Genomic DNA, 18,610 nt, shown 5'->3' on the forward strand with positions numbered 1-18,610 from the left:
AATCGATTGGGGAAGAACGTCGGATTTATTCCACTTTGTATGCCAGATCGTATCTGGGTTTCCGTCCACAGCCATTGAGGCTGCGTTGTTTTCGCCAGCCGTTTCCTCACTTGTCGCCGTCGCCGTCATTTTTGACTGAGGGACAGTATCAACAACTGCATTTATGGTCATAGAACGACTTATAACGGTCACCCCGTCTAAAGTAACTTTTACAGCAACGGTTGCATTAAACCCAGTGCCAAGTTCACCTTTCGCAATGATCGTATTGCTGCCTTCAACAACGGATAACCTTGCATCGCTAAATTGATATTCTACAGCAGCCCTTGATAAATCAGCGCTGTCTCCTGTACTTAATAAGCCATTAATTGTGGCAACGATTGGATTGTTGAGTTTAATTGTATTTTTGTTCAAAGTTAAGTCAATTTTACTCAAATAGGGAGCTATAACTATTTTTCCTGACTCATCAACAAAAAGATAAGTAACCTCTTCAATAGAACGTCCGCCTATTGTTGCTCTTATGTGAATCTTTGCCATACCTTTTGAAACAGCGGTCAGCAGGTTTGAATCGCCCACCGTAATCACACCCTGGTTTTCACTTGTTACTGTGATCACCGCATCTTTCATATCAATCGGTGCACCAGCACCCGTAAAAGCCTTAATGTCATACTTACCTGTAGCAGCATTAGCCGGCTTAAACTCATATTGGAAGCGATCAAATAAATTGGACATATCCACTCCATTTATTGCCACTTCAAGCAAATCAATCGTTGAACCGTTTGAACCGCCGTCAAATAGTAATTTAACGTATTGAGCATCCGTGTTTAAAGCGTATTGGTCATAGAATCCAAAATTAGCAGTACCCGTCGGACCGTTAACGGTTTTGACATCAGTCCATGCCACGCCATCAGCGCTAGTTTGAATTTTTATTGTTTTAGGCGTATTGATATATTTTTGTTCCAAAGAATTGAAGTTAAGATTGATATTGGAAATCTGAGACTTTGTCGGCAGATTAAATTGAATCCACGCCTTTTCATTTGCAGGTGCCGACCATTTGGATTGATCAAAATGAATGCCTTCAATTGTTTTTCCATCAACTAAATGACTTACTGCATCTTGATTATGACTAGCTGTAATTTCAGTGCTTCCTGCAAGATTTTGGTATGGCAACAGGTCCATGAATATTTTATTTGTTGTATATGTTTGGCCGTCTAACGTTACATCAGCCCAAACGACTCCACGCGTAGGTTGTTCTACGAACGGCGCAATAATTTCATTTTTGTTGAAAGTAAATCCATTTGTTTCTCTGATCGATACAGGCTTATAATTGTCACCCGCTTTTAAATCAACGACACCGCAGTGCCATTGAATTTGTGCCGCATCAAGCCCTATTGCTCCGCCTTTCGATGATCTGCCTTCGATTTGATATCTGAGTTTTTCTAGTGTACCAACCTCGCCGTAAGCTTCCTTTCCATCCACGAGTAAAGTTGCGCCAATCATATTTTCCCCAACATAAATTTTGCCGTCTCTTGCTGTTACTTTTAATGTATCCTGTTTCGTTACACCTTCATAAGTACCGCTAACTGTGATCGTCGTTGTTCCGTTTGATACCGGTGTTACGATTCCGTTAGCATTAACTGCCGCTATTGCAGGATTCGCGCTATTGTATGTTAAACCTGAAAGATTTGCTTTGAGCGCCGTATATGTCATGTATCCCTCAGTGTTGATTTTGAGCGATGAGGGTGTCAACTGCTCGCCAGTTGCTTTGACATTAGTAAGCGAATATTTGCGTGCAGAATTATCCGTTACAATCTTGATGATGGTATCAATCGGATCCTCCTGGACATTGGCAAGATTGACAGTCAGATTATCTCCATTTTGTACAAAAGAAGTGACAGGAATATCCTCGTTCAACCAGCTTACGGATGTCACATGGTCTGGAACCGGACGAATGGTTAAAGACTTTCCGGCAATGGCATCAAACCCTTTTTTGCTGTCAGGTCCTTTCATAATATGAAGATAAACATTGTTGTCTCTGTACGTTGCGTATCCCCATTGTGGGCCTGTAGTACTGTTAGCTAAAGCAAATTTTTCATAATTGCCTTTTCCATCATCTTCGTAACCATAGCCCGAGAGGAAATATGGCATTGTACCTGTTGTTGACTCATGTCTTTCCGGTTTTCCTACAGGTGCAAACCATGCTGCCAAGCTTTCTCTCACATCAATGTATTCCTGTTCTGCTTTAGGATACCTTGTCGCAATTTCCTCAGGGGAGTTCCAATTGGGCCCGCGACTATCTACAGGTGTCTGATCATTATTATCCACATAGCCTCTGCCGGCATTCATGACCATTTCCTTGGCAACTTGCCTGTAGTCATCTCGTTTACCGTAATAGGGAGATAAGGCGTCTTTTGTGTGTATCATTTTCCATGGTTCCATCGTAGTACGTTTTAAAAGATGATTTGCAGCGCCATTAGAGTAAATACCAGATGCTTCTTCGGTTCTTAAATCAGGGTCTCCATACTCCGCCCCCCATGCATTGGAGTTTACGATAATGTCATCGCTATAATTGCGTACAACGCTGTATATCACATCAAAGTTTTGGTCTGGAATACCTTGCGGTCCATCAAAATAAAGATACGCAGGCGCATAGCGTTCAATCAAATCAGACACATTCTGAACATAAAGATCGGTTGTGTAAACTTGTACCCCGCCGCCATAATATAGCCCAAACTTCATTCCATGACGCTTTACTGCCAGTTCAAACTGTTTCAACCCATCTACTACCTTACCGTTTTCATTCTTCGGAAGATAAACATGCCTTTCATTTTTTGGATCCGCAAATTTAGACGGCCAGAAATAAGCTTGTTGTACCGATTCAATCGATACCAATGAATGTCCCTGACGTTTTGCTCTTTCAGCCCATAAATCAGCAGAGAAATTGGGGTCTACAAAGTAACTGTAAATTGGGATCGCATGACTTAAAGCGCCCACTCGCCCTTCTTCGAACCATTTATTGGGGCGATCCTTTACTGTAATTGTCATATTCTTTCTAGCCGTATTTCCATTATGGTCAGTTACTTGCACAGTAAAGTTATAGTCTCCAGGTTTGGAGTTAATACTGATTATACCTTTGCTGCTATTTAAATCGACATTTCCATTCACTAATCCATCTGCGATTGTGCCATCCGCATTTAATTCCAAGCCATCAGGCAGTTTGCCCTCAACGATACTCCAAGTATAACCTGGTGCTCCCCCGCCCGCCATAAATTGAAATGCCGATGCCGCAACACCGTATTTATTATTGGCCTTCGATTTATTCCATACATAAGGCCATTCTTTGTAGCCAATCGGCATATTTTGGGTTGGAAGTGGAGTCTTAATAGCATCCTCGGTTGATAGTCCTTGTGTTACAATTTCTAGAGCTGCAGCCTCGCCTTTAACCGAAGGAACAAGTCCATTTATTTTATTGCCATTTTGATCTGCGACTCTTCCATAGAACCCAATGTAAGCTACATTTTGATCTAATGGTGTCGGTACATTGTTTGAATTAACATCTTCTGTAAACGTATGCTTGATTTGAATCATCAGTTTATTCCAACCCTGTTTTAACAGAATCGCTTGTTTTGTCAAATCCTTTTGCACCTCCACAGGTGTGGTCGGTGTGGTTACAGCCTTATCGTTTACATAAAGTCGATATGAACCGCTGGCGCCTACATTAAAATATGCTTGCTGTTCTACTGGGCTGTATACGTATGTGTGAGCGTATACATATTTGTTTCTAGTATCGATACCTTTTTTCACAGCATAATAACCATATAAATCTTGATAATCATCGTAGTTTCTGTTATAAATGCGATCATCGAAATATTCCCATTTATGACTTTCGCTATTCAAGCTTAACGGATCGCCGATTTTGGGAGTGATCGTAGCAGCGCCAGAACCAGATCCGGTTGACGGCTTATTATTTACCTCTATTTCTGAAATGCCGGTTATGTTAGGGTATGGTGTTCGTCCTTTATCGATTTCAACTTTCATTTCAACTACATTCTTCAACCCGGATTGTATAGCATACACGGTTGGTGCGGATGGGTTGGAAGATGTACTATCCACCTTTCCGGATTCTACGATGCTGCCATCATTCAGCGTGAAAGTAAGATGATACCAATTGTTAACGTGACGCCCATCGCCCCATTGCGCTATTTTGACTTCATTAATAGCGATAGGCTCCTTCCATTTCAGCTTTACCCATGGATTAGCATCGTTTTCTGTCACCCACTGATTTTTTGTACTTCCATCAACTAGATATGAAACAGGGTTTACTGCAAGTGTTGAAGATGATGCTGTTATTTCGGATGCCAAAGGCGCGTAATTTACGTTTCCCCCCACTTCAGTTCCATAAATTTGGTCCACTACTGGCGAATCAAATGGACCTGATACCAACCACGAGTTAATAAACGGTGCATTGCCTGTCACTTGCTGTGCGTTTACTTTCGTGCTGGAGAAGGCAAACATGGATGTAGCGATCATCGCTGTTGCCAACACCACTGAAGTTATTTTTTTTAATTTTTTTATCATTCTTTTCTTTCCTCCTTTTGTAAATTCCCACTCGATTCTCAATCCCTCTTCTCAACATTTTGCCTTCAAAATAGCGAATCGCCCACAGATGTCAGGCGCTAGGTGAACACGCTTTCAAACCATTACGCAAGCAGAAGAGGAAGCGAGTTCAATCACATAACTGTGCTAAGTCTGCTTCCCCTCCCTTGATAAATCCAGCTAAATGCTAGCGCTTGTCATTCTTTGCTTCCATGCTTACTTGCCATTCTGCTTTCTCCACTCGTTGATCTGTTTCTGCTTTTCGGCGATAATATCGTCTGCTCCGGCATTCTTCAATTTTTTAATAAATTCCTCATAATATTTATCAGGATCTGCTGTGCCCGAATCGAGCGCATAGAGAAGTTCTTTCAAAGTCGCGTCAACGTTTGCCATTTGGGTTTTAACCGGTTCCGTATTAAATACAAATCCCATTACAGGCGATATCATGGCTGTCTTATCAGCTTGATAAATGATGTTTAGAGACTTTTCACGCGATTCGACATCGGTGTTCTGATCCCACAGCATCCTGCCATAAGACTGTCCGATTTCCCATTCAGACCAGTTAAAATTGTATTGGTCTTTGATCATGTCAATTTTCTTTTCGCCAATCTTCTTGTAGTCTTTCCCATCTTGACCGAAAGCCAGGAGATGGAATAGCTCGTCATTCGTATTCAGCAATTCGATCAGTTGAACCGCCTTTTCGGGATGCTTCGAGTTGGCGCCTACAGCAACTAGTGCAGTTGAAGGAGTATTGGCAGAGATAAAGGGCTCGGTAAACCTCTTGGTGTAACTGTATACCTTGTCATCGGGCGGCGCCATAGCCATGAAAGAAGAGGTGCTAAGCTCAGGCATGTCAACCAGGTCAGGATACGGGTTGGCATATAACGCGGCAATTCGTTTGGCTTTTCTGTCCGGTACATAATCCTTCATCGTAGCGGCATCTTTCTTAATGTAGCCTTTTTGATACCAGCTTCTGAACAATTTAAGATAATCCTTATATTCCTGAGTTTCGTATTGATTGATTACCTTGATATCTTTATCGTTATACCGAACCCAGCCGGGAATTTTATTATCTCCCACAGAATCCATGCCATAAACGACCGACATATCTGCAAAATTGTCTTGCTGAATGCTGTATTCCCAAGGAATCATATCAGGTTCGCCCTTTTTCACGGCATCCAGAAATGGCGTCAGGTCCTCCCATTTCTTTGCTGATTTCCAATCGAACTGGTATTTGTCGACGAAGTCTTTTCTAAGTTGCACCCCTCTGGCTCCGGCCATCCCCCATACCTGGTAATTAATAGATCCGAATATTTTACCATTCACTTTAATGCCTTGCCATATATTCTCGGGCACTCTCGACTTGGTCGTTGGAGCATACTTATCCAGAAGCTCGGTGATATCTTTGAAAGCTCCTTTGGAAGCATTCTGGAAATAGTTCAATTCTCCAAAACTTCCGGTAAAGGCGAGATCAAACGGTTCACCCGAGGAAATCATCAGATTAACTTTTTGCGGATACGTGCTCCAGTCGGTAACGACAAGCTTTAAAGTTGCGTTAATTTTTTCTTTAATGATCTTATTTGCCGCTTCCATAATTCTATCCATGTCTTTAACAGGTGAATTAGCAATATAAAATGTCAATTCTACCGGCTGTTCATTCTGTTGTCCTTTAACCTGGGCTGTCTGGCTTGGTGACACTTCCTCTTTTTTACCCGAAGTCGTATCTGTTCCGCATCCGGCGAGCGCAAGGGGCACAATGAGGGATAAAGCTATTGCTGATGCAATTTTCTTTTTCTGTTTAAGCATTTTGTCCTCCTTTTTTTTGATCCGCATTGACTGCAATTTCATAATAGTAGATTACGAAGATCATGAATGCAGAAAAAAATAATTTCCATTGATAATTCGCTATTGTGATCCTTCAAAAAGTAAACAATTCATTAATATGTGAAGGGGGAAATAATCTCCCCCCATTTCACTGCCGATCAATCCTCATTGCAAGATCGCTTTGGCTACAATGGCAAGGTCTAGAACGTCAACTTTGCCGTCATGGTTTACATCCGCTTTCTCATTCCAGCCCGCTTGACCTTGTTGTGTACCGTAAGCCGCAGCTACGATTGCCAAATCTCCAATCGTGACACCGCCTACTCCATTAATATTTGTGGATATCCGCTTGGAGTCAAACACTTGGACTGCCGCTTCCAATGCATCTTTCGCGCTATCCACCTGCTGCTGGGTGGCATTCGAATCGTTTACTGCCACTTTGGCTGCATCGATAGCTGACTGCAATTGTGCTTTGGAGCCAATCGCATACAGTCCATCTTCATTGCCTTCCACTGCTGCATCGTACTTCGCCTGGGCGTTTGCGATCGCCATGTTCAAGAGCGACTTGTCTACAGGTATACTAGATATAGTTATTTGTATATCACGGGAGGCTCCGCCGACTTTCAGCTCATTCCCCTCCCCGTTAGCAATAACAACATTGCCTACAGAAATTGTCGTATTGGTTGCCTGGGTTACAGATTTGGCCGTAAATTTGATTGCGAGCAAATCGCCTTGGGCAGGCACATTCGCGCCCACGCTGGCAGTCACAATCCGGAGTTGACCCGGCGCCGTCTCTTTTTTATCGATGACTTGGAACCCGTCTTTCAGGGATGTCACCGAATCGAATTGCACACTTGAAGGGTCATACTTTAATGTAAAATCCTGAGCGTATAGTTGCTGGTACACACTTTGCGTAACGTTCAATCCCATCGTTACATCAAATGTCTGGCCAGAGGTCACCTGCTGCGCACTCTTCAAAGTAGCTTGACTTGCCACCGGCTCATCTCCAACTACTCTGTAGATCGCTTTTGCTTTGACTGAGGTTCCAGCTACCGTGCCGTTTACTGTAAATACTCCTGCATGTGATACCATATCTACAGTAATGGGGGCCCATGCAACGTCAACTAATCCAGTTGTTCCATCGTTGTATACAGCCTCGATCTGTGCAGGCAGCGATGGTATTTCACCTAAGTTCGTATCCATAGCAACCGACTTGTAATCTACAATCGTCTTTACAAAATCTTTATTCGCTGCATATACCTCAAATTCTGAAAGACCAAGTTCACCCTGTTCAACTGGAGAAGAATTCGGGAACTTATTATCAGGGTCAATCGTGAATTTAATCCAGCTAGTCACAATCGGCGTATCAAAAATAACAAAGTTGTCAGGTTTACCTTCCCACTTGATATTCTCTACCTTCTTGCTTCCTCCTTCCCATTCCAAAATCCCCTCTCCAATCTCATTGATCTTGTGGCCACGGTCTACCAGGTTCACCTTACCAATTGTTAATGGAGCAGCGAAATCCAATTTAATCCATGGAGCCTTGGTATTATCATTGGGAGATGATGCCCAACTTGTATCCTTGTCACCATCTATCGCTTTTATACCAACATATCTGGAATCATCATACCTGACAGATATTACGGATACACTTGCTATATTCGCTATGTTTCCATCTACTAGAGCTGAAATCGTCTCCTGATTGGTCTCCAGGGTTACTCCATCCAGAGTTACATTTGCTTTAACAGTCGAGAGGAAAGCTCTATTCAAATCTCCTTTGATCACAATTGTGTTACTGCCCGGAACAGCCTCTAATCTTGAATCACTGAACACATAATGTACAGCAGCTCTTGATAAATCTGCCTGTTCGCCAGTATTTAATGTTCCCACTAAAGTCCCGACAATCGGTTCGTTCTTCTTGATGACTTTGTTATTAAAAGAAAGCTTAACATCTTTTAGAACGGGTTTTAAACCAGGTACTACTCTGCAGATCACTTTTGCTTGGACTGAGGTTCCTGCTACTGTGCCGTTTACTGTAAATACTCCTGCATGTGATACCATATCTACAGTAATGGGGGCCCATGCAACGTCAACCAATCCAGTTGTTCCATCGTTGTATACAGCCTCGATCTGTGCAGGTAGTGATGGTATTTTACCTAAGCCCGTATCCATAGCAACCGACTTGTAATCTACAATAGTCTTTGCCACTGCTTTTACTTCAAAGATATTGATCTCCGCAGCCGATGCAAAGCCGCCAGTACCCGCCGTTGCTTCGAGCTTGACATATGATGCATTTGTCGGTGTAAATGTCGCGAATTTCTCTTTATTGTCGTTTGCCCAAGTTCCGCTTGCAACCTTGGCAAAGTCCACTCCATTCGTACTTACATATACGTTATAGCTTGTAATATTTCCATTGCTGCCTCCATCTTGTCTTGGTAAATAGTCGATTGTATCGATATTGTAGGTTCCTCCAAGGTTTAACTTAATCGATTGGGGGAGTACGTCGGATGTCCATTTTGTATGCCAAAAAGTTCCTGAGTTTCCGTCAATCGCCATCGAGGCTACGTTGTTAGCCCCAGCAGTTTCCTGACTTGTCGCCGTTGCCGTCATTTGTGACTGAGGGATATTATTCCTAACTGAAGCAATTGTCATAGGACGACTTTCAACGGTTTCCCCGTCTAAAGTAACCTTCACAACAACAGTCGCATTAAACCCACTACCTATATCGCCTTTAACAATGATTGTATTGCTACCCTCAACAACGGATAACCTTGCATCACTAAATTGATATTTTACAGTAGCCCTTGATAAATCAGTTGTTTCTCCTGTATTTAATAGGCCATCAATGGAAGCAATGATTGGTTTATCGGATTGAATTGTAGTTTTATTTAGAGAAAGCTTTACTTCTTTCAGAAAAGGGTTTAGAACTATTTTTCCCTCAGCATCTACAGTAACATAGAAATAATCGCTTGCGATGTAGCCGCCCTTCTTAACAGATACATTGATCTTGGCCTTGCCTTCTGCCCCGGCTGTAATAACCCCATCTGCGCTAACTGCTGCAACGGATGATTTGTCGCTTGTGATCGTAATGTTCGCATCGGTTAGGTCAATAGGATCGCCTAGATAGGAAGAACCTTTTACTCCAACCGTTACCGTTTTGTTATCCGTTGCGATTTTCGGATCAAGCTTAATGCTGCCAAGCGCTGTTAAATCTGCTGATGAGAATACTTGAACATCCAGCACATCAATCGGGCTGCCGCCTTGACCGCCGCCAGGGAAGGATACTCTTACATAACGCGCCTGCACGTCGGGTTTGCTCGGATCAATGGGATAGTTGTAATACAAGCCCTCTTGCTCCCAAGCATACAAGGTTGTATCGCTTTTCGGAACTGCCAGTGTATTTCTCGATGTCGGCAATCCACCGCCGGACAATGTGTTTGTTTCGTTGCCTGCTATCCAATTTGTTCCGTCAACGCTATACTCAATCTTTACCTTATTCGGCACGTTGTAGTAAGTAACGTTGTTGGCATTCGGCATATGGTGATTAAAGAAGATATTAACGCGGTTAAGCTTTTGCAGTTTGCCCAAATCATACGTGATGCTCGGATTTGCGTCGCTTGCCGGCGCTACCCATTTTGAGAGATTGCCGCCGGTCGAATCGTTGATTATGCCGTCAGATAATTTGGCTGCGTTACTGCTGTCGCTTGTAACTGTTGGCGTAATTCCAACTGCAACGTTTACATCCGGGACAAGTGTAATGTAGTTACGTGTCGATGTATATGTCTTTCCGTCTACAGTGATGTCAGCCCAATAGCTGTACATCGTAGGAGTGGAAACTTTACTTGTAAATTGCATGGTGTTGCCATTTACAACGAACGGTACTTGATTTGCTGGCACTTCAGTTACAATGATTTTACTTGCAGGGTTGTTACGGTTACCGTCAACGGTTGCATAGTGGTACTTGATATTAGTGCCGCCCAGAATATCAACCGTGCCGCCCTTTTCTGTGAATCCCTGGAATGTCACAGCAATGTCTTTGTTTGTGGAGAATTGTCCCCAGAACAAAGCCCCATTCGTGAACATATTAACACCAACAAGCGGAAGTGCTGCTGAAATCGCACCGCCCGAAACCTTTACAGGATATGTGTCGGTCTTAACCTGAGGAGCGTTCACACCATCATCATAGGTTGCCGTAACTGTGATTGTAGCTGTACCGTTACCGACAGCTGTTACCAAACCTGTTGCAGAGTCTACAGTTGCTACGCTTGTTTTGTCGCTTATGTAGCTAAGTGTAGCAGGTGCGAAAACATTGGTGTAGTTATTCATATAGCTCTCTGCTCTAAGTTTCAGTTTGTTTGGTTCAGTTTGGCTGCTGAACAATTTAACACTTGTCATTTTGTATTTTCTTGCAGGGTTTTGTGTTGTAATTTTAATGATTGTATCAATAGGGTCGGCAACAACACTTGAGGTGTCAATTGTAATATAGGTTTTGCCATTGCTTTGTTGTGTTGTGAATGGCAGGGAACCACCCTTGTTCAGCCACTCGACCTTGTCAACCGGGTAATCGAAGGGACCAATTCCGCTCATCGAGGCTTGGCCGGTAAATCCTGCCTTGCTCGTATTGGGAATCAAGTTTTTGATCATGTGCATATAAACATACTGGTCACGAGACATGGCGTAACCCCAATCTGGACCCTGACCATTGGCGATAGCCTTCTGCGGATCAGTTTGCCAGCCTGATTTAATGGTGTAATCCATGGTGTATGGCAGGGTGCCGTACATGGACTCACGCAGGTCCGGACCACTGGCATTTGCCATCCATTTTGCAATGTTGCTACGCATACCTAGCAAATTCTGTGACTCAATAGGAATCATTGAGAAGATATTTGTGTTATCCAAATTACTAAACAGGTTATCCATACCGCGGGTTCTACCAATGGACTGGTCATAATTCATGACATAACCGTGTCCGTATTGGTCAATGATTTCCTTTGTTAACTGAATCCAATTGTCGCGTTCGTTGCCACCTGCGTATTGTGCCCAGACATCGAATGCAGTTGTAAATGGATCGTTCCATTCCTCATGGGCAACTTTTCTTGTTTGTGGTAAAATATTTTTTTTCCAGCCGTTGTTATAAGGTTCATCGTACCAGAATCCACGCTCCATAAGTGTAATATCTTGGTCACCCGTTTGAGCATTGGGGTTTGCATCAAATAAAATACGGTCGTTATAGTTACGGGCAGAACTCCACGACACGTCAAGATTGGTATCGTTCTGGGGGTTACCATCGACAAAGATATACCATGGATTGTATCTTGCTACCAAAGCTTGAATATCGGTATCAAAAACATAACGACCTTCATACAATCCCGCAACGTACAAACCGAACTTCATGCCATAACGCTCTACAGCCTGCTTTGCCTGCATAACTCTGTCTTGTACATGCCATTTGCCATCTTCAGACTTGTATAATGAGTTGTACTTGTACTGTACGTTACTGTCGCTCGGGGTTAAGTTTGCGTTGGGTGACGGCCAGTAGTAAATGGTGTTTTGCAAGGTTTCTGTCGAAAGCATGGTCATTCCCAATTCTTTAGCTGCCTGTGCCCACGCGTCATAGTTGTAGTTCGGGTCATAAAGATTCGGATAGGTGCCTGTCGTGTGTGACAGCGCCGACATCTTGCCCTCAATAAACCAATCAACCGGGTTTTCCTTGACCGTTATCGTATATGGATGTGTTGCAGTAGCACCTTGAGCGTCCGTTACCTTCACTGTGAAGGCATAATCTTTTTGTGATGTGCCTTGAGCGCCGTCTGCAACAATGCCGTCAATGTGACCGTCGGATGCCAATGTCAGACCGGGCGGCAACTGACCAGCGGCAATTTCCCAAATGTAGCTGGGATCTCCGCCCGCAGCCTGGAATGTAAAAGGAGACGCCTGCGCGGCACTAGAATCTGTATTCAGTTGGTTGTCGATTTTGGGAACCATCCATACATACGGATTTTCATCGTAAGCGTATGGAAGTGTGTTTGAAGGATAGTCGTTTGCCGGGACATTTGCATTGCGGGCATCAAATGCCTGTTTATCAATAGCAAGGCCCTGTGTAACAATGTTCAATTGGTTGTTTGTTACGTTTGGTCCCCATACGGAGTAGGTGAGACCGGGAATTGCGTTTCCTTTGCTGTCGCAAAGTCTTGTATAAAATCCTAGGAAATTCTTATTAGCGCCTGGGTTTTGATGCTGAATTTCGATGAGAAGCTTGTTCCAACCTTGTTTTAAATTGACTGTATATCCTGTACCATTCTTGTTCAGACGATCTGGTATCTGAGTTTGTTGTCCACTGAGAATATCGTTGGCAAAAAGTTTATACACACCCGAACCGCCTACCTGCCACTGAACCGTTTGTGCTGTGGGGCTGTAAACATAGGTACCGGCCACTACCCACTTATTGAGTGTATTCTGCCCCTGTTTGACATCAAAATAACCCATCAGGTCATTGTAATCGTCATAATTGCGGTTGAAGATACGGTCGTCGAAATATTGCCAGGTGGATGTTTCCGTGCTGTTCGGATCGGTAAAAGAATTGCCAATGACAGGAACGATGTTTCCAAGAGATTGCTCGTTGGTAAAAGGACCGGATACCGCCCATTGGTTCATGTAGGGCGCGGTGCCGTTCGTTTGAGCCGCTTCTACTTTATTAGTATTCATATACGAAAACGACGGAGCCATTATAGCGGTTGCTATTAATACAGAAAAAAATCGCTTTAATTTGTTTCTCATCAGATTATTCCTCCATTTAAGCTTCTTTGTAAAAGACTCCTTACTAGTCGTTTGGCCTGGGATGATACCGTTTTCACAAACACTCAGATGAACCATTACGCAAAGCAGAAGAGGAAGCCAGGTCAATCACATAACTGAGCTTAACCTGCTTCCCCTCCCTTGATAAATCCCGCTAAAAGCTAGCGCTTATCATTCTTTGCTTCATGCTTACTTGCCATTCAACTTTTTCCATTCGTTGATCTGTTTCTGCTTCTCGGCGATAATAGTGTCGGCTCCGGCATTCTTCAATTTTTTAATAAATTCATCATAATATTTGTCAGGATCTGCCGAGCCCGAATCGAGCGCATAAAGAAGTTCTTTCAAAGTCGCGTCAACGTTGGCCATTTGGGTTTTAACCGGCTCCGTATTAAATACAAATCCCATCACAGGCGATATCATTGCTGTCTTATCAGCTTGATAAATGATGTTGAGAGACTTTTCACGCGATTCAACATCGGTGTTCTGATCCCATAGGATCCTGTTATAAGACTGCCCGATCTCCCATTCAGACCAGTTAAAATTGTATTGATCCTTGATCATATCTATTTTCTTTTCGCTAAGCTTCTTGTAGTCTTTCCCTTCCTCGCCAAAAGCCAGGAGATGGTATAGCTCGTCATTCGTATTCAGCAATTCGATCAGTTGAACCGCCTTTTCGGGATGCTTCGAGTTGGCGCCTACAGCAATTAACGCACCTGAAGGTGTATTGGCAGAGATAAAGGGCTCGGTAAACCTCTTGGTGTAGCTGTAAACCTTGTCATCCGGTGGAGCCATAGACATGAAAGTAGAGGAGGCAAGCTCAGGCAAGTCAATCAGGTCAGGATACGGGCTGGAGTATAATGCTGCAATTCGTTTGGCTCTTCTGTCCGGTACATAATCCTTCATCGTCGCGGCATCTTTCTTAATGTAGCCTTTTTGATACCAGCTTCTGAACAATTTGAGATAGTCCTTATACTCCTGAGTTTCGTATTGATTGATTACCTTGATGTCTTTATCGTTATACCGAACCCAGCCGGGAATTTTATTATCTCCCACAGAATCCATGCCATAAACGACAGACATGTCCGCAAAATTATCTGCCTGATTGCTGTATTCCCAAGGAATCATATCAGGCTCGCCTTTTTTCACAGCATCCAGAAATGGTGTAAGATCCTCCCATTTCTTTGCCGATTTCCAATCAAACTGGTACTTGTCGACCAAATCTTTTCTAAGCTGCACTCCTCTGGCTCCGGCCATCCCCCAAACCTGGTAATTAATGGAGCCATAGATTTTACCATTTACTTTAACGCCCTGCCATATTTTCTCGGGCACTCTCGACTTAGTTGTTGGAGCATACTTATCCAGGAGCTCGGTGATATCCTTGAAAGCTCCTTTAGAAGCATTCTGGAAATAGTTCAGTTCTCCAGAACTTGCAGTAAAGGCGAGATCAAATGGTTCACCTGAGGATATCATCAGATTAACTTTTTGCGGATACGTGCTCCAGTCGGTAACGACAAGCTTTAAAGTTGCGTTAATTTTTTCTTTAATGATTTTATTTGCCGCTTCCATAATTCTATCCATGTCTTTAATAGGTGAATTACCAATATAAAAGGTCAATTCTACCGGCTGTTCATTCTGTTGTCCTTTAACCTGGGCTGTCTGGCTCGGTGACACGTCAGGTTGTTTACCCTGATTCGTATCTGTTCCGCATCCGGCAAGCGCAATGGGCACAATAAGGGATAAAGCTATTATTGATGCAATTTTCTTTTTCTGTTTAAGCATTTTGTCCTCCTTTTTTATGATCCGTATTTTGGACTGCTGTTTCACAATAATAGAATACGAAGATCTTTAAAACAGAAAAAAATATAACTTCCTTTAATAATTTGCTATTGTATTTCTTCAAAAAATATAGATTTCATAAATTTGTAAATTTTCCGATTCAAATCATTTTTGAATCTCAGCCAGCCACGGGTAGGCTCGTGAAGTTTGTTCTACCTTATATCAAAAATACAAATTAAAGAAAACATCATTTTTTATAGAGCTGTCATAACGAATTATTAAAGGAAAATATTTTTTTTACTGTTTTATGATTTTCATTGTTCAGCTATTGTGGAATTGTGACCAAGCATAGATGATTTTCATTAATGAGGAGTGGGTAAATGAATAACAATGTACAAGCCGCAATTACTGTAAAGAATGGTTTCAAAAAGGCCGGCTCCGTGCATCGGCAAAGCTTTTTATCGGAAATTTTCAAACGCTGGCCGTTCTACGTCATGGCTCTGCCAGGATTGCTTTATTTCATCATATTCAGTTACTTGCCAATGTTCGGGGCGGTGATCGCTTTCAAGGACTATAATCCGGTAAAGGGAGTATGGGGCAGCAAATGGATTGGGTTTAAAAATTTCGAGTTTTTTTTCAAGTCCGATGCGCTTTGGAGGGTTACGTTTAATACGATTTTTTACAACCTGATCATTATTCTGATGGTAACCGTTATATCCGTTGTTTTCGCCATCTTATTGCAGGAAACCGGCAGCCGGTTACGGACAGCGCTTTATAAAAGCGTGATGTTGCTTCCGTTTTTCCTATCTTGGGTAGTAGGAGAGTATATTGTGTACGCCTTGCTAAGCCCTGATCAGGGGGTACTGAACGCGATTCGAAGATCACTAGGATTAGAAGATATACAATGGTATGGTGAACCGCTGTATTGGCGTTTTATAATGCCATTGGCATTTATTTTAAAGTCAGTAGGCTATACTTCGGTGGTTTATGTTGCGGCTTTACTGGGAATATCGTCGGATTATTATGAAGCCGCAGAAATCGATGGGGCGAACAAGTGGCAGAAGGCAAGACATATTACGATTCCATTGTTGATGCCCGTTGTCATTATCCTCTTACTCCTTTCGCTCGGAAAGATTTTCAACGGCGGGCTTGGCGACTGGGGGGCATTTTACAATCTACCACGGGAATCGGGGATGTTATTTTCGACGACCGATGTTATCGATACCTACGTTTTCAGGTCATTGCGTACTGTAAACGATATCGGTATGTCATCTGCAGTTGGACTGTATCAATCCGTTGTTGGATTTGTGTTGGTGCTGATTACCAACTTTCTGGTCAAAAAATATGATTCCGATAGTTCGCTATTTTAGCGCACTAATATGAGGAGCGTGTAAAAGTGAAAATGGTATCCTTCACAGGATGGAATATAGTACCGAAGATTCTGATCAATTTAATGTTTGTCGTGTATAGTGCGATGTGCCTTATACCTATATTACTAGTGCTGTCCATTTCCTTAACAGATGAAAAATCACTCGTGACCGACGGATTTCACCTGATACCGAAATTATTTAGTCTTGTAGGTTACGAGTATGTATTCTCCGGGACTTCAACCATTTTGAATGCTTACAAGGTTACAATCCTCGTCACAGTTGTTGGCACATTACTTCACTTATTTGTGACCTCACTGATGTCCTATGCTATTTCCAGAAATGAAGTCAAATACAGGAATCAGATAGCGTTCCTTGTGTTCTTTACGATTCTGTTCAACGGAGGATTGGCTCCAACCTACATTCTGATAACCAGATACCTCCACTTGAAGGATACATTGTTTGTTCTAATTGTCGTGATGCTTGTATCGCCGGTACATGTGATGATCATGCGCAACTTTTTCAAAACGCTGCCAGACGCAATCATTGAATCGGCGAGGATTGACGGCTCGGGGGAATTCATGACTTATTTCCGGATTGTACTCCCTCTGTCTACGCCTGTTCTTGCGACGATCGGGTTATTTATTTCTGTCGCCTATTGGAACGACTGGTTCACCAGCGCGTTGTTTATAGAAAACAACAAGCTTTATAGTCTTCAATATTTACTACAGTCCTTAATGACGAACATTCAGAATTTGCAAAGCAACGAAAGCGCCTCAAGATCTATTGAACAAGCGATAGGTATGCTTCCGGGAGAAAGCGCCAGAATGGCTACCTGTGTATTATCTATTGGACCGATCATTTTAGCGTACCCTCTCTTACAAAAGTATTTTGTTAAAGGGCTGACTCTTGGAGCGGTAAAATCATAGAAGGAACCACATAGGCCTGCACGATGCGATCGTTAAGACAATTGAAAAAGCTCCCTGATATGAGAGGTTAGGCAGTCTCTGACCAATCCCCTCATCAGGAGCTTTTTTCTAATCAAATTTAAACTTGAATTTAGCCAAATTTAATCACGCCTTTGATTAAGCTCTGTTCTCCATCGTCGGTAAACACATTGATCTTATCTCTTTTCGGAGCCAGATAAACCTTTTCTTGAATATCGTAAAATTTGCTTGTATGCCCCAAATCCTGAACAAATTCACAAGTCAGACTCTCATCCATTGTGATATCTCGTTGGAATGTCACCTCATAATTGATATATTGTCCCAAAAAGGTGCTTTTGCTAATTCTAGCTTCCAAGCCGCTCTCCGCAATTGAAAATTCTTCGGGTCTAACCGATATAATAACGTTCTGTCCATCGAACACATCATCAACCAAATTATCCATAGGTATGCTATAGCCATTCTTGAACATGATGCATTTTTCAGTTGATTTTAGCTGGATTGTTCCCTTGAAAAAGTTGGAATGACCAATGAAGCTCGATACAAATCCATTGGCCGGACGAGTGTAGATATCTCTTGGCTTCCCCACTTGCTGAATCACGCCTTCTTTCATGACGGCAATTCGATCGGATATGGCCAAAGCCTCCTCTTGATCGTGGGTTACATAAACAGTCGTAATGCCTACGTCCCTTTGTATATCCCTGATCGCTGTTCTCATGTCAACTCTAAGCTTGGCATCTAGATTCGAGAGTGGCTCGTCCATCAGAAGAACACTGGGGCGAATGACAATAGCCCTGGCCAGCGCTACTCGCTGCTGCTGACCGCCGGAAAGCTTCTCAGGAAGTCTTTCCTTGTAATTGTCTATTTTTACAACTTTCATAATGGCGGCTGTTTTCTTCTGTATTTCATCTTTTGGAAGCTTTCTTAACTTCAAGCCATATTCTACATTTTGCTGCACCGTCAAGTGCGGGAAGATGGCATAGTTCTGAAATACCATACCAATATTTCTTTTGTGAGCCGGAATATCATTAATTACTTGATCCTCAAAAAGGATATTTCCTTCCTCAATCGAGTTAAATCCCGCAATCATTCTCAGTAATGTCGTTTTACCACAACCGGACGGTCCAAGCAGCGTAAAAAATTCTCCATTTTTTATATCAACGGAAAGCCCTGGAATAATTGTGATTTTACCATTATCGTATTTCTTGATGACATTTTTAACACTAATTGCTACGCTCATAACGTTCTCCTCCATTGCTGTATAAACCTGCAAACCAATAAGTCATAGGCTTAACCATTCATTAAAATCCATAT

At 42.6% G+C, this 18,610-nt stretch carries 7 protein-coding genes; 2 read left to right on the forward strand and 5 right to left on the reverse strand.

The genetic code is table 11. From position 1 onward, the window contains the following. From GC097_RS02495 to GC097_RS02510, 4 genes are all read right to left on the reverse strand, one after another. A partial coding sequence (locus tag GC097_RS02495; RefSeq protein ID WP_171681779.1) for a discoidin domain-containing protein occupies positions 1–4,617 on the reverse strand: 4,617 nt, incomplete at its 3' end. 192 nt (positions 4,618–4,809) lie between these two features. Continuing rightward, positions 4,810–6,399 (reverse strand): DUF3502 domain-containing protein, encoded by a 1,590-nt coding sequence (locus GC097_RS02500; RefSeq protein ID WP_171681780.1) that lies wholly within the window; start codon positions 6,397–6,399, stop codon positions 4,810–4,812. Between the two features lie 183 nt (positions 6,400–6,582). After that, complete coding sequence (locus GC097_RS02505) at positions 6,583–13,119, reverse strand: discoidin domain-containing protein (protein WP_246293904.1); 6,537 nt, start codon at positions 13,117–13,119, stop codon at positions 6,583–6,585. A 279-nt stretch (positions 13,120–13,398) separates the two neighbouring features. Next, complete coding sequence (locus GC097_RS02510; protein WP_171681782.1) at positions 13,399–14,988, reverse strand: ABC transporter substrate-binding protein; 1,590 nt, start codon at positions 14,986–14,988, stop codon at positions 13,399–13,401. A gap of 377 nt (positions 14,989–15,365) precedes the next feature. Here GC097_RS02510 and GC097_RS02515 point away from each other — a divergent pair, with 377 nt between their 5' ends. Beyond that, positions 15,366–16,355, forward strand: coding sequence for an ABC transporter permease (locus GC097_RS02515; RefSeq protein WP_171681783.1), 990 nt, complete (start codon positions 15,366–15,368; stop codon positions 16,353–16,355). Positions 16,356–16,387: 32 nt separating this feature from the next. Further along, positions 16,388–17,281, forward strand: coding sequence for a carbohydrate ABC transporter permease (locus GC097_RS02520; RefSeq protein ID WP_171681830.1), 894 nt, complete (start codon positions 16,388–16,390; stop codon positions 17,279–17,281). A gap of 130 nt (positions 17,282–17,411) precedes the next feature. On the opposite strand, the gene GC097_RS02525 is transcribed toward GC097_RS02520, so the two are convergent. After that, on the reverse strand, positions 17,412–18,536 hold the full coding sequence (locus GC097_RS02525) for an ABC transporter ATP-binding protein (protein ID WP_171681784.1): 1,125 nt from the start codon (positions 18,534–18,536) through the stop codon (positions 17,412–17,414). Positions 18,537–18,610 lie beyond the last annotated feature (74 nt).

Source organism: Paenibacillus planticolens (assembly GCF_013141725.1).
Classification (GTDB): domain Bacteria; phylum Bacillota; class Bacilli; order Paenibacillales; family NBRC-103111; genus Paenibacillus_E; species Paenibacillus_E planticolens.